This is a genomic window from Deltaproteobacteria bacterium (assembly GCA_016709225.1).
Lineage (GTDB): Bacteria > Myxococcota_A > Polyangia > Nannocystales > Nannocystaceae > Xiheibacterium > Xiheibacterium phototrophicum.
This window is the reverse complement of the sequence record JADJEE010000012.1, coordinates 2,367,956-2,381,167: the sequence shown is the minus strand read 5'-3', so window position 1 is coordinate 2,381,167 and position 13,212 is coordinate 2,367,956. Positions and strand designations below refer to the sequence as shown.

Below are 13,212 nucleotides of genomic sequence, written 5' to 3'. Positions count from 1 at the left end.
CGATGCGGGCTCCGGGTGCGCGCCAACGTCCGAGCGCGGAGCGCTTTTCAGTGCAACGTCACCGTCTGGGTGGTCACGCTCGAGGAGGACCCGCGCGCGGCCGCGTCGTTGCTCTCGAAGGTGCCCTCGCCGGCGTCGAAGCCCAGCGGGCAGCTGTGTAGCACCGCGGTGCTGCCACCGGCGTCGTACAGCACCTCGACGAGGTTGGCGCCGCGGGTGTGCGCGTTCTGGCGCAGGTGGTTGTCGCCGAAGGCCGTCACCGCGGCGACCGGCTCGCAGTACTGCGCGATGCGGATCGCCATGTCCTGGCTGGGGCGCACGACGACCACGGCGAGTTCCTCGGTGCTGAGGTACGGCGGGGCCGGTGGCGCCAGCTTGCACGCGAGCATGAGGGTCGAGGTGGCGAGCAGAGATGCGAACGTCTTCATGATGGAGTTCCTCGCGGAGTTCACGGCAGGGTCATGGGGTGGGCGTGCGCGATCGGTTCGCTGGCCGCGGGTTCGCTGGGCGGCGCTTCGATCTCGACCACGGCCTCGGGCGCGCGCTCGCGGATGATGTCGCCTTGCACGAAGACCTTGCTGCACCCCGGCCACAGCGGCACCGTGCTCAGCACCCACGCGCTGTTGAGGCCGCACTGCCGGCTGGTGACGCGCAGGTTCACGACCGCCTGACCGCCGGCGCGCTCGATCTGATCGTTGACCTGTGTCGAGAGATCTTTGTTGGGCGTCAGCGGCACCGCTGCCCACAGCAGGCCGTAGACCTTGGTCTCGATCTCGAGCTTGCCGACGACCTCGCGGCGTGCGGGCAACAACACGACGCCGTCGGAGCCGAGCACCGTCGGCGACAGCGACACGGGGTAGCGCGTGTCGTCGAAGCGGAGGTTGGAGCGTCCTCCGGCGCAGCCATCGAGGAGCGCGAGGACGACGCAGGAGATCGACGTGAGAGCACAGATGCGGCGGGTCATGGTCCGGGGCCTTGGTGTCAGCGCAGGTTGGAGTTCGCAGCGGGTGTCGTCGTTGCAGCCGCGTTCGAGTTCGTGGTGTCACCCGGCGGCGATTCGATTCCCGGCGCGAGCGCGGGCGCATCCGGCAGCACGACATCGCGGCCGACGTGGCCCTTGATGCGCACGCGGCTGCTGATCCACGCCGCCGAGTAGAAGAACCCGCTGTACGAGTTCACGCGCAGCTGGTCGACGCGGACCAGGCGGTTCTTGGCGCCGTTGGCGGCCAGTCGCACGCGGGCGTCGACCAGGCCGGCACCGGCGGTGGAGGCGGTCGCGGTGGTGGTGGTGACGGTGACGTTGCCGCTGGTCTGCGAGCTGCTCGAGGCGGTCACCGTGCGATCGACCTTGATGTCGAATTGCGGGCCGTCGTCGGCGCTGCTCGGACGCGGTGCGCCGCCGATCTGCTCGACTGGCCCGACCAACACCGGCACCGGCACGCGATGCGCGGTTGCGGTGGACTCGAAGGCGCATGCGCCCGCGAGCGCGGTGAGGATCAGCAACGATGGAACATGCGTGGCGCGTGTCATGGGGTCTCGACCTGCACGTGCAACCCGCGGCCAAATCGATCCGTGGCAGCGCCGCCCATGTGCGCGACGGCCTCGGGCGGGCCCCTGGCGGCCGCTCGGGTGGGGTGGCGACTCTCGTGGCCACGGCCGGCCGGGCCGGCCCGCGTGGGTCACGTCGGAGTCACGCGTCCAGCGAAAGCCCCCGAGATCCCGCGTGCGGGTCCGTGACAGACCGCGGCGCCGAGGTTGCACAGCGGCCGGTCGAGCTCGACATGCGCGCCTCCATCACCGCACTCGCCGCCGTTTCCCTGTTTGCCTGCAGCGCCGACGATCGCAGCGACGCCGTGATCCCCGAGCTGGGCGATGGCAAAGGCGACGCCATCGATCACGTCGAGGACCTCGGCACGCTCGAGCTCGAGGCCGCCCGCACCGGTCGCTTCACCGAGGACCTCGAGTTCCACGGCTATCACCTCTCGGTCCGCGAGGGCGCACGCGTGCGCATCGAGATCACGCGACAGGGCACCGCGAAGGCGCTCGACACCACGCTGTTCGTGTTCGGCCCCCGCCAGGGCGAGGCCTTCGGCGACACCGCGATCGCCTTCGACGACGACGCGGGCTGGGGTCGACAGTCCCGCATCACCGGCCTCACGCTCGCTGCCGGCGAGTACCTCGTGGTGGTCGGCACCCACGACGCGCGGGGTCGCGGGGCCTATCGCCTGTCGTCGACCTGCGAGAACGGTGACTGCGCGCCGCTGCCCCCGGCGCCCGCCGGCTGTGACGAGACCGTCGCCAACAACATCCTCGCCTGCATGAACGCGCAGGTCGCCGACTCGGCCGCCGATCCCGAGAGCCCCGATCTCACCCCCGCCGAGGCGCTCGCGATCTGCACCGATGGCGAGGCGCTCGGGCCGGTGTTCGATCGCCTGTGCGAGGCGCCGATGCCGGCGGCCTTCTGTGCGGCGGGCTTCGAGGCCTTCGCGCAGGAGATGGGCCCAGCATGCTTCGACGAGCTGTCGCCGTTCGCCGTGCAGTGCGTGTTCGGGGACCAGTATCACGACCTGCGCAGCTCCCACGACGTCGTCAGCGGCCCGCGCGTGCGGCTGCAATCGCCCGCTGGCCTGAGCGAGCTGCAGCGCGCGCAGGTCGTCGAGGCAGTACGCAGCTCGGCCCACACCGACGTGACCGATGTCGACGACGCGTTCTCCCGCGCCGACGAGGGCGAGATCAACCGCACCGAGCTGTGGGACCGCACCAGCGCGCGCGCGTACGTGGTCTACGAGTTCGGCGCCGGCGACACCTCGGTCGGCGCCTACTTCCCGCTCGACGCTGCCGAGCGCGTCGCCGTGATCAGCGACGGCGAGATCGAGCGCTGCAGCGCCGGCGTCGGCTCGCAGGGCCAGGATTGCAGCTCGAACGCGGACTGTGCCGAGGGCACCTGCGTCGGCAGCTCCGAGGCCTCGAACGTGGGCCGCTGCACCCTGCTCGCGGGCTTCGGTGAGCAGACCGAGTGCAGTGCATCGGCCCCGTGCGACCTCGGTCAGGGTCTGATGTGCGCCGGACTCACCCGCGGCGACGAGGGCCTGTGCCTGCCGGCGTGGATGGTCGGCAACTTCGCCGACGGCAGCTTCGAGACCTCACTCGACGTCGCGATCCCCGACGGCGACGCGCAGGGGCTGTCGCGCTCGCTGCTCGTCTACGGCCTCGCGACCGTCGACATGGACGTCGAGATCGACCTGCAGATCGACCACGCCAACCCGCAGGACCTCCGCGTCACCCTCACCAATCCCGCGGGCAACGAGGTGCTCGTGGCACAGGACCAGGCCGATCTGTTCCGCTTCCACGCCGCGCCGGTGGGCTTCTCGGGCGACGAGTCGGTCAACGGCGAGTGGACCCTGCGCGTGGTCGATGCGGTCGCCGGCAACACCGGCGTGCTGGGGTCCTGGACCCTGCGCATCGGCAGCCGCTTCGATTGATGGCGCTGGGCGACGCCAGGAGACCGGCCGCGCCTATCCGAGCGCCGCGCGACCCATGGTGCGTTCGGCCTCGGTGGCGATCTGAACGCAGTCGACGACCGACCCACAGGCGCTGCAGCCGAGCGCGGCCCCATCCATGATCGCGCGACAGCGCACGCAGATCGAGAACGGCACCGGACGGGCGTCGATGAGCTGCTTCAGCTCGTCCTTGGGCATCACCTCGACCACGCGTGGCGCGGCCGATCGGATCGCGCTCACGCCTGCGAACACGAAGGCGAGTCCGAACGCCGCGGTGCCGATGAAGAGCCACGCCGCCCATTCCTCCTGCGCCATGTAGCCGGCCCCCACGACTCCGGCCACGCCGAGGAGGATCACCACGATGCCGCCAGCACGCCCGAGGTTCTGCGGGGACAGGTCCATCGATCTCGTGGTGCCACGGACGCGGATGGGCGGCAACCCAAGTGCGTCCGACGACCCGGGACGGCGTTCGCAAGGAGCGGGCGGTGCCGTCAAACGCGGATGCGACGTCGGCGACGCAGTCCGATCGCGAGGCCCGCGAGCCATGTCGGCGTAGCAGCCGTGCGCGGGGCGACGCTGCATCCCTGCGCCGTCTCGCCGGGGGCGTCCGCGTCCGGATCATCACCGTCGTCGTCGGGATCGGCCTCACCACCGTCGTCGGCCTCACCACCGTCGGCCTCACCGTCGTCGGCCTCACCGTCGTCGGCCTCACCACCGTCGTCGTCACTGCCCGGTGCGGGGTCGCCGGGGAGGGGCTCGACGAGCGCGCCGTGCATGACGAGGTAGATCGCGGGGTCGTAGAAGAACTGGAAGTGGCCGACGAAGCCGTCGCACAGGCCGATGTTGCGGGCGCCGGGGATGATCGAGGTTTCGTAGGGTTGGATGTACTCGTCGGTGCAGGTGTAGATCGACGTGATCGGCAGGCCCTCGGGTAGCGGCGCGTCGTTGACGGCCGAGAGGAACTCGCTGCCGGGGGTGAGGTCGTCGAGCGCGGGCCAGCCGACGATGTCCTGCGCCCACGGAGCCTTGGGCAGGCCGTGCTGCGGTGAGATGAAGGTGACGAGTCGCGAGACCTTGGGCGCGCCGCCGAGCGATTGCACGTAGTGACGCGCGATGAGACCACCGGTGCACTCGGCGAGGATGTCGATGGTGTCGACGCCGTGCTCGGCGCGGACCTGGTCGATGACATCGGCGAGCCGCTCGGAGTTCTCGAAGAGGTCACCGCTCAGCAGCTCGGGCGGCTCGTAGACCACGGGCACGAAGCCGTCGCGCTCGAGCCGTGCGATCATCGGCTCGAACCACGCCGCGGGGATCGTGACGCCGGTGATGAGCAGCACCACGCGCGGCTGCTCGAGCGGAGTGGGACCGGGCTCGAGCTCGTTCAGCACCAGCTCGTCGGCGTACTTGGCGAGGAAGAGGTCACCCCAGTACTGCGGCTGCGTGATGTCGCCGGGCGGCAGATCGAGGTCGCAGGCGGTGACGGAGGTGAGGGTCAGGGCCAGGCCCATCAGGGCGGGGAGGGATCGCGTCGTCATGGTGCTCCAGAGTTCTTGATTGAATGTTCGTTCGAAAAATCTGAGGCGTAGGGAAGCACCGGGAAGCCCACGTGGCAAGGGAAATTCACGGGGAGCTGGCAAAGCGCCCGGAATTGTTCGAACATTCATTCGGTATTTTGGAGGGCAAGCCAAGACGGGGCCGACCGCCAGCCCGGCCGGACCGACGCGAGTCGATCATGGCCGCCGCGCTCGCGTGCTTCGTGGAGCGCGGCTTCCATGGCACCGCCATGCCGCACATCGCCGAGCGTGCCGAGGTCGCGGCCGGCACGATCTATCACTACTTCCCGAGCAAGGAGGCGCTGGTCAACGAGCTCTACCGCAAGTGGAAGTCGGTGGTGATGCAGCGCGTGTTCAAGGCCTTCCCGCAGGGCGTCGGCGCGCGCGAACAATTCCGCGTGATGTGGCTCGAGATCATCGCGTTCGCGCGCGACGACCCCGACGCGTTCATGTTCATCGAGACCCACAACCACGCCTCGTATCTCGACGACGAGAGCGTGGCGCTCGATCGCAACCTGAAGGACTTCGCGCGCAGCATGCTCGGGCTCGCGCAGTCGCAGGGCCTCGTGAAGCCGCTCGACGCAACGTTGCTGATGGAGCTCGTGTTCGGCGCCTTCGTGGGCATGATGCGCGCGCACACCGAGGGCCGACTCGTGCTCGACGACGAGGTGGTCGCGCAGGCCGAGCGTGCGTGCTGGGATGCGATCGCCGTGCACCCCGGGCGTGGCCTCGGCTCGGGCACCGCGAGCGCACCGTCGGTGGCGTGATCCGCCGCCCCCGTCGTCGTCGATTCGAGCCTCACGGCTTGGTGCAAGGGCGGGCAGGGACGGTTGTCGTGTCAGGGCCGCGGTGCAGTGTCGTTCGATCCGCCACCATGCCGCTGCATCGCGATCGTCTGCCGGTGATCGGGCCGTGTCCGAGTGGGGTCGAGCTGGCGGCGCGCGGTCGCGGACGCGCGTGGTGTGAGCAGTGCAGCAAGCCGGTCCTGCGCCTGGGCGAGATGACCGAGCCCGAGGTCCGCGCGCTGCTGGCTCAGCACGACGGCGAGCGGATCTGCGTCGAGTACCGCACCCGTGCCGACGGCATCATCGCGCTGCGACCCGAGCCTGCGAGCCCACGGCCGCTGCTCGCGGCGGCGCTGGCAGGGCTCGCCGCGTGCACGGGGCACGGCGAGGTGTCGCCCAGCACGTGGCCCGAGGCCGAGTCGACGCGGCCGTTCGATCTCGCCTACGCGCCGGCGGTCGACGCAGCGACGACCCCGGTGGCGCCCGCCGACGCCGAGGCGCTGCGGATCGCCGATGAAGACACGATCGAGCCCGGCAACGCGAGCGATGCAGACGCGACTGCCGACGCACCGTGTGACCCGCCCGGCCAGGCCGCCGACGAGGCCGATGCGGACGAACAGGACCCGCGCCTCGTGGCGGGCTCCACCGTCTCGCGCGGCATGGTGCTCGTCCAGACCCACGTGGCCGCGATCGAGCCGCAGTACCGTCGCAGTGATCGGCTCGAGTACGTGCCCACCAAGACGCTGTGGCGCGAGTTCGTCGAGCGCGTGCGGGCGCGTCGGGCCGCGCGCGTGGCCCGACGTGACTGATCGCGATGGAACACCCTGCTCCGCACGCGCGAGACCAGACGCACGCGCGCGCGTACCCTGCAGCGCGCGTCGGCTCGCTATCCTCGCGCGGTCCCCTTGACCGCGAGGAAGCCCATGCCGTCCTGTCGCTCGTTCGCTCCGCTGCTCGTCACGCTCACCCTCGCCGCATGTGGCGACGCCGGTGGCAGCACCAGCGCCGCAGAGACCAGCACCGGCGCCGCCGACTCGACCACCACCGGCGATCCGATCGCGCCGGTGGTCGAGTGGCCGCACGTCGCGTGCGATCCGCTGGTGCCGAGCTTCTGCCCGCTGCCGTTCCCGAGCAACGTGTACACCGTGGCCGACGACGCGACCCAGACCGGTCGCCGCGTGCAGCTCGAGGTCGACGCGATGCCGATGGACTACTACGGCGGTCGGCCCCAGGCCGATCCGTGGAATCGCGCCGATGGCTTCACGCCCGGCATCGCGATGCTGGCCCACTTCCCGGAGCTGGTGCCCTACGGCCTGGTCGGCTTCCCCAGCTCGAAGGACATCGCGCGCTCGATGGCGGCCGACTGCCCCAGCATCCTGCTCGACGCCGAGACCGGCGAGCGTGTCCCCCACTTCGTCGAGCTCGACGCGACCACCGACGATCCCGAGCAGAAGCTGCTCATCATGCATCCGGCGATCCGCCTGCGCGACGATCACCGCTACATCGTCGGCTACTCGCACCTGCGCAACGGCGTGGGTGACGAGCTCGCGCCGACCGCAGGCTTCGCCGCCCTGCGCGACGGTACCGCCTCCGACGAGGCCTCGATCGAGGCCCGCCGACCGCTCTACGCCGACATCTTCGCCCGCCTAGCGGACGCGGGCGTGGCCCGCGACGGCCTGCAGCTGGCGTGGGACTTCACCACGGCGTCGCGCGACAACCAGACCGGCTGGATGCTGCGCATGCGCGACGAGTCGCTCGCGATGGTGGGAGACGATGGCCCCGAGTACACCATCACCAGCGTCGAGGACGACTACGAGCCCGACCACATCGCCTACCGCATCTTCGGCGAGATGACGGTGCCGATGTACCTCGATCAACCGGGGCCCGGCGCCAAGCTCGTCTTCGGCGATGACGGCCTGCCGGTGATCAACCCCGCGATGCCGACCGCGAGCTTCGGCTTCGAGGTGCTCATCCCGCACGCGGCCGTGCAGGCGCCCGCGGGGCTCATCCAGTACGGCCACGGCCTGCTGGGCGAGAAGGAGCAGATCGAGAGCGGTCACTTCCTCGAGTTCATGGACGCCTACGGCTACATCATGTTCGGCGTCGACTTCATCGGCATGGCCGCCGACGACGAGCTGCAGATCGGTGCGTTGATCGCTGCCGGCGAGTTCCACCGCTTCGCCGACGTCGTCGACCGCCAGCACCAGGGCATGCTCAACTCGCTGCTGGCGATGCGCATGATGAAGGGGCGCTTCGCCGCCGATCCGGACTACGGCGGGTTCATCGATCCCGAGCGCGCCTACTACCACGGCATCAGCCAGGGCGGGATCTTCGGCGCCACGTACATGGCGCTCACCACCGACGTCGAGCGCGGTGTGCTGGGCGTGCCGGGCATGCCCTACAACCTGCTGCTCAGCCGCAGCGCCGACTTCGATCCCTTCTTCGAGATCATCCGCGCGAGCTACCCCGACACCCGCCAGCAGACGTATCTGCTGGCGCTCACCGACATGCTGTGGGAGCGCACCGAGCCCGCTGGCTATGCGCCCTACGTGCTGCGCGACATGCTGCCGGGTACGCCCGCGCACCAGGTCTTCATCAACGACGCCGTCGGCGATCACCAGGTCACCACGCTCGGTGCCCACGTGATGGCGCGGACCATGGGCATGCCGCACATCGACAGCGGCGTCCGGGAAATCTACGGGCTCGAGACCGTGACCGCGCCGCACGAGGGCTCGGGCATCGTCGAGTACGCGTTCGGCCTGCCGCCCGACCCGGTCGGCAACCTGCCGCAGCGCGCCTGCGAAGATCCCCACGGCAAGCTGCGCAAGCTGCCGGAGTTCCAGCGCCAGCTCGACACCTTCCTGCGTACCGGCGTGATCACCAACGAGTGCACCGATGGGGTCTGCGCGTTCCCCGACATGAGTGGGTGCCTGTAGCCCGCGAGGGCCTCCGAAAAAGTCGCGGCGCGATGTCGAGAACGCGGGTGGTGGCTCCGACAGGGCCGTGAACGCCGCCCGAATCACCGGCGGCCGAGCACCCGAGGAGACGAAGCCATGAAGTTCATGCTGATGATGAATGCCCCCCGCGGCGACGGTGACTGGAACGTCATGAAGTGGCCCATGGAGGCCATCCAGGCCCACGTGCGGTACATGTCCGAGATGACCGAGGCGCTGCAGCGCGACGGCGAACTGGTCGCCGCCGAGGGCCTCGCGCCACCGGCCCAGGCGCGGCTCGTGCGAGCCGGGGCCAAGGGCGCACCCGAGGTCACCGACGGGCCGTTCGCCGAGTCGAAGGAGTTCCTCGCCGGCTACTGGATCGTCGACGTCGAGACGCCCGAGCGCGCCCACGCGATCGCGGCGCAGGCCTCGTCGGCGCCCGGCAAGGACGGCAAGCCGTTGCGCATGCCGATCGAGATCCGCGAGGTCATGAGCGCGCCGCCGGTCGAGCCGTGAGTACGGCCGCAGCGGGGTCGATGGCGACGCTGCTGCGCGAGCTGGCGCCGCAGGTGCTGGCCAAGCTGGCCCGTCGCCACCGCGACTTCGCGGCCGCCGAGGACGCCCTGCAGCAGGCACTGCTGGCCGCCGCGCGTCAGTGGCCCGACACGGGCGTCCCGCAGCAGCCGCGCGCGTGGCTGTTGCGGGTCGCGTCGCGCAGGCTGGCCGATCACGTGCGCGCCGAGCTGGCGCGCACGCGCCGTGAGATCTTCGTGTTCGATGCCGGGCCGGTCGCGGCCCCCGCACCCGATGACGATGCCGAGGTCGCCGCCGACGACACGCTCGCGTTGGTGTTGATGTGTTGCCACCCCGCGCTGACGCGCACCTCGGCAATCGCGTTGACGCTGCGCGCGGTCGCGGGGCTCACGACCGGCGAGATCGCGCGGGCGTTCCTGGTGCCCGAGGCAACGATGGCGCAGCGCATCAGCCGGGCCAAGCAGACCATCGCGTCGTCGGGCATCGGCTTCGAGCTGCCCGGACCGCAGCAGCTCGATGCCCGCCTCGATGCCGCGCTCCACGTGCTCTACCTGGTCTTCAACGAGGGCTACGCCAGCGGTGGCGCGCACCTGGTGCGGGTCGACCTCGCGCGCGAGGCCATCCGGCTCGCGCGCATGCTGCTGACGCTGCGGCCGACCCACGGCGAGCTGCTGGGCCTGCTGGCGCTGATGCTGCTGACCGATGCCCGTCGGGATGCGCGGACGGGGGCCCGCGGCGAGCTGGTCGCCCTCGACGAGCAGGATCGCAGCCGTTGGGATCGCGCCGCGATTGCCGAGGGCATCGCGTTGGTCACCGAGGCGCTGTCGCGACGGCGGTTCGGGCCCTACGCGATCCAGGCTGCGATCGCGGCGCTGCACGACGAAGCGCCCTCGACCGCGCAGACCGACTGGCCGCAGATCCTCGCGCTGTACGGAGCGCTGGAGGCGATGAGCGACAACCCGATGGTCCGGCTCAATCGCGCGGTCGCGCTCGCGATGGTGCGCGGGCCGGCGGCGGGCCTGGCAGCGCTGGCCGCCCTCGCCGACGAGCCGCGGCTCGCGGGTGGCCATCGGCTCGACGCCGTGCGAGGGCACCTGCTCGAGATGGCCGGCGACCGTGCGGCCGCGCTCGTGCACTACCGGGCCGCGGCCGCGTGCACCACCAGCGTTCCGGAGCGCGACTATCTGATCGCGCGCGCGGCTCGGCTCGAGCAGTGCCCGGGGTGATCGCATCGACGCGGGCATGGTTTGTGTTCGCGCCGGCTGCCCCGCTCGCATGCCTGACCCGCGGGGCGACGTCTTTGGCCGGCGTGCAAGCGCCGGCACGCGCGGGTCGACCGGCCACCGGCATGCCCGAGCACCCACGCTGCGGCCGAGCCCCCGGCCGCGCGCCCCCTTGGCGGGCACGACCCGGCGATGCAGCATGGCGCCTGCACGGCCCTCGGCGCGGCGAGCGACCAGGTCCGGCACGGGCAGCAGCGAGGGGGGCGGCCATGGCCGGTCGCCCACCGCCCTTCGATCGAGGATCCCACCGATGAGCGACCCCCGAGTCACCCATGAGCCCGTGCAGTGGCGCGTCGAGCTGCGCACGATCGCCGGCGAGAGCAGCACGTTTGCGACCACCGTGCGGCGGGTGCGGATCACGGAGGAGCTCGCGCGGCCCTACGCCATCGAGCTCGAACTGCTGGTCGATCACACCGTCGAGCTCGAGGATCTGTTGGGCGCCCATGTCGAGCTGACGCTCGGGCGCGAGAGTGACATCCGCACGATGTTCGGCGTGGTGCGCCAGGCGGCGGTGCTGGGCAGCACGCGCGAGGGCCTGGTGTTGGGGCTGTCGGTCGGGCCCGCCTGTGCGCTGCTCGACGTCGGCCGACGATCGCGGATCTTCCAGGGCATGAGCGTGCCGCAGATCGTGCAGGCCATCGTCGCGCCGACCTTCGAGCGGACGCAGCGCAAGATCGACGTCGCGAAGCTCGGCGAGCACCCGGTCCACGACTACTGCGTGCAGTACCGCGAGAGCGACCTGGCCTTCATCCACCGCCTGCTCGAGGACGAGGGCATCACGGCGCACTTCTTCCACGATCAGGCGGCCGGCGCCGAGGTGCTGCAGCTGATCGACGAGGGGCGCTCCTTCGCCTTCGCCGACGTGCCCGACACGCTGCAGCTGCGCGCGCCGGATCAGCAGGGCGGCATGCTCGAGCTCGAGACGGTGCATGCGTTCGCCGACCACGCCGAGCCCCGCCCGCAGCGCGTGCGCTACCTCGAGCAACGCTGGCGCGCGGGCGACGACGACGTCATCTACGCGGAGATCGGCGACCACGATCCACCGACCTACGAGAGCTTCGAGCACGGCGTCTTCGCAGCGGTCGACGAGGACGACCCCGCGGTCGGGCCCGATCGCACGCCGTGGCGCGCAGAGCTCGAGCTGCAGCGCGACATCCTGCGCGGCCGCCACGCCCACGGCGCGAGCACGGTGGTCGGGCTCGCGGTCGGACAGGTCGTCGAGCTCGGCGGCATGGCCAACCCCGCGTCGGACGCGAGCTGGCTGGTGACCCGTGTCGACCACCGCATGACCCAGCCCGAGCGCGATGGCGGTGCGACCCACCACGAGAACCACTTCTCGTGCGTGCCCGCGACCGCGGTGTTCCGGCCACGACGGCGGGGCCACAAGCCACGCATCAGCGGCGTGCACACGGCCACCGTGGTCGGCCCCGAGGGCGAGGAGATCCACGTCGACGAGCACGGTCGCATCCGCGTGCGCATGCACTGGGACCAGCACGCCAAGGATCGCGGCGACGGTTCGGCCCCGAGCTGTTGGGTGCGCGTGGCGCAGTCGATGGCGGGTCCGGGCTTCGGCACCGTGTTCCTGCCGCGCATCGGTATGGAGGTGGTCATCACGTTCATCGACGGCGACGTCGACCGGCCGCTGTGCACCGGCTGTGTCTACAACGGTCGCAACCAGCCCCCGCGCGCGCTGCCCGACGACAAGACCCGCACGGTGCTCAAGACCCGTAGCACGCCCGACTCCGATGGCTTCAACGAGCTGTCGTTCGAGGACGCGGCCGGTCACGAGCAGATCTACCTGCATGCGCAACGCAACCTCGACGAGGTGGTGCTGGCCTCGAGCACGCGCTCGGTCGGGGTCGACGAGACCGAGAAGGTCGGTCGCGATCGCGGCACCACCATCGATCGCCACGAGACCATCCACGTCGACGGCGATCGCGGGCGGAGCGTGGGCGGCAACGAGTCGCTCGAGATCGCCGGCAGCTTGCGCACGGTGATCCAGGGCGGGGCAGGCAAGGGCGGCGACGTGCAGGCACCGGGGATCCCCGGCGCCGAGCTCTCCGTGCAGGGCACCTATGCGATCACCGTGCGCGACGAGATCAAGATCGTGTGCGGCGCTTCGTCGATCGTCATGAAGCCCGACAGCGTGGTCGTGAACACGCCGAAGCTGCAGCTGATGGGCGCCGACGCTTCGCTGCTGCTGCAGCCGGGCGAGGCGACGATGTTCGGCACCACCACGACGCTGACCTCGGCCGCCAGCGGCCTGAAGCTCGATGCCGGCGCGCTGCTCAACAGCTCCACGCAGGTGCGCGCACAGGTGATGGACAGCCGGCTGACGCTCGACGGCACCGCGCGTCTGCGCGCGCCGTCGACCACCATCGAAGGCGTGACCGCCCTGATGCTCGAGAGCGCCACGTGCGTGTCGGTCGACGGTGGCGTCGTCGATGTGACCGGCAAGGCCACGGTCACGGTGTCGTCCGTCGGTCAGGTGATGATCGACGGCGGTGGCGCCACGGCGACGTTTGCGATGGGCATGGCCCAGATCTGCGAGTGACGCGGGCGATCTGGTCGCACCTACGCGGTGTGACGTAGGCGCGGCCACACGCCGCATCGCGCCCGCG

The 13,212-nt window shown here is 70.8% G+C and carries 12 protein-coding genes; 7 read left to right on the top strand and 5 right to left on the bottom strand.

Annotated features, from left to right (window positions below):
* Positions 1–47: 47 nt before the first annotated feature.
* Genes IPH07_34875 through IPH07_34865 form a run of 3 tightly spaced genes read right to left on the bottom strand, consistent with a single transcriptional unit; the run spans position 48 to position 1,530 of the window.
* On the bottom strand, positions 48–428 hold the full coding sequence (locus IPH07_34875; GenBank protein ID MBK6922626.1) for a hypothetical protein: 381 nt from the start codon (positions 426–428) through the stop codon (positions 48–50).
* Positions 429–448: 20 nt separating this feature from the next.
* Positions 449–964, bottom strand: a complete 516-nt coding sequence (locus IPH07_34870) for a hypothetical protein (protein MBK6922625.1) — start codon at positions 962–964, stop codon at positions 449–451.
* A gap of 17 nt (positions 965–981) precedes the next feature.
* The gene (locus IPH07_34865; GenBank protein MBK6922624.1) at positions 982–1,530 is read right to left on the bottom strand and encodes a hypothetical protein; all 549 of its coding nucleotides are present in this window, start codon (positions 1,528–1,530) and stop codon (positions 982–984) included.
* A 203-nt stretch (positions 1,531–1,733) separates the two neighbouring features.
* Here IPH07_34865 and IPH07_34860 point away from each other — a divergent pair, with 203 nt between their 5' ends.
* On the top strand, positions 1,734–3,482 hold the full coding sequence (locus IPH07_34860) for a proprotein convertase P-domain-containing protein (protein ID MBK6922623.1): 1,749 nt from the start codon (positions 1,734–1,736) through the stop codon (positions 3,480–3,482).
* A 33-nt stretch (positions 3,483–3,515) separates the two neighbouring features.
* Here the strand turns inward: IPH07_34860 and IPH07_34855 are convergent, their stop codons facing one another.
* Positions 3,516–3,902 carry a hypothetical protein gene (locus IPH07_34855; protein ID MBK6922622.1) on the bottom strand — a complete coding sequence of 129 codons (387 nt, stop codon included), beginning with the start codon at positions 3,900–3,902 and terminating at the stop codon, positions 3,516–3,518.
* An 89-nt stretch (positions 3,903–3,991) separates the two neighbouring features.
* Positions 3,992–5,035, bottom strand: a complete 1,044-nt coding sequence (locus IPH07_34850; GenBank protein ID MBK6922621.1) for a hypothetical protein — start codon at positions 5,033–5,035, stop codon at positions 3,992–3,994.
* Positions 5,036–5,232: 197 nt separating this feature from the next.
* Between IPH07_34850 and IPH07_34845 the strand changes: the two genes are divergently transcribed.
* The 6 genes from IPH07_34845 (at position 5,233) to tssI (ending at position 13,145) form a co-directional block, all read left to right on the top strand.
* Positions 5,233–5,820, top strand: coding sequence for a TetR/AcrR family transcriptional regulator (locus IPH07_34845; GenBank protein ID MBK6922620.1), 588 nt, complete (start codon positions 5,233–5,235; stop codon positions 5,818–5,820).
* A gap of 107 nt (positions 5,821–5,927) precedes the next feature.
* Positions 5,928–6,647, top strand: coding sequence for a hypothetical protein (locus IPH07_34840; protein MBK6922619.1), 720 nt, complete (start codon positions 5,928–5,930; stop codon positions 6,645–6,647).
* A 114-nt stretch (positions 6,648–6,761) separates the two neighbouring features.
* Positions 6,762–8,774 (top strand): hypothetical protein, encoded by a 2,013-nt coding sequence (locus IPH07_34835; GenBank protein MBK6922618.1) that lies wholly within the window; start codon positions 6,762–6,764, stop codon positions 8,772–8,774.
* A gap of 117 nt (positions 8,775–8,891) precedes the next feature.
* Positions 8,892–9,290, top strand: coding sequence for a hypothetical protein (locus IPH07_34830; GenBank protein ID MBK6922617.1), 399 nt, complete (start codon positions 8,892–8,894; stop codon positions 9,288–9,290).
* A 20-nt stretch (positions 9,291–9,310) separates the two neighbouring features.
* The gene (locus IPH07_34825; protein MBK6922616.1) at positions 9,311–10,534 is read left to right on the top strand and encodes an RNA polymerase sigma factor; all 1,224 of its coding nucleotides are present in this window, start codon (positions 9,311–9,313) and stop codon (positions 10,532–10,534) included.
* Positions 10,535–10,841: 307 nt separating this feature from the next.
* On the top strand, positions 10,842–13,145 hold the full coding sequence (gene tssI / locus IPH07_34820) for a type VI secretion system tip protein VgrG (protein MBK6922615.1): 2,304 nt from the start codon (positions 10,842–10,844) through the stop codon (positions 13,143–13,145).
* Positions 13,146–13,212 lie beyond the last annotated feature (67 nt).

Bases quoted from the DNA above. Each gene is read 5' to 3' on its own strand.
- tssI (MBK6922615.1), top strand. From the start codon at position 10,842: ATGAGCGACCCCCGAGTCACCCATGAGCCCGTGCAGTGGCGCGTCGAG.
- IPH07_34835 (MBK6922618.1), top strand. From the start codon at position 6,762: ATGCCGTCCTGTCGCTCGTTCGCTCCGCTGCTCGTCACGCTCACCCTC.
- IPH07_34850 (MBK6922621.1), bottom strand. From the start codon at position 5,035: ATGACGACGCGATCCCTCCCCGCCCTGATGGGCCTGGCCCTGACCCTC.
- IPH07_34830 (MBK6922617.1), top strand. From the start codon at position 8,892: ATGAAGTTCATGCTGATGATGAATGCCCCCCGCGGCGACGGTGACTGG.
- IPH07_34845 (MBK6922620.1), top strand. From the start codon at position 5,233: ATGGCCGCCGCGCTCGCGTGCTTCGTGGAGCGCGGCTTCCATGGCACC.
- IPH07_34855 (MBK6922622.1), bottom strand. From the start codon at position 3,902: ATGGACCTGTCCCCGCAGAACCTCGGGCGTGCTGGCGGCATCGTGGTG.
- IPH07_34865 (MBK6922624.1), bottom strand. From the start codon at position 1,530: ATGACACGCGCCACGCATGTTCCATCGTTGCTGATCCTCACCGCGCTC.
- IPH07_34840 (MBK6922619.1), top strand. From the start codon at position 5,928: ATGCCGCTGCATCGCGATCGTCTGCCGGTGATCGGGCCGTGTCCGAGT.
- IPH07_34825 (MBK6922616.1), top strand. From the start codon at position 9,311: ATGGCGACGCTGCTGCGCGAGCTGGCGCCGCAGGTGCTGGCCAAGCTG.
- IPH07_34875 (MBK6922626.1), bottom strand. From the start codon at position 428: ATGAAGACGTTCGCATCTCTGCTCGCCACCTCGACCCTCATGCTCGCG.
- IPH07_34870 (MBK6922625.1), bottom strand. From the start codon at position 964: ATGACCCGCCGCATCTGTGCTCTCACGTCGATCTCCTGCGTCGTCCTC.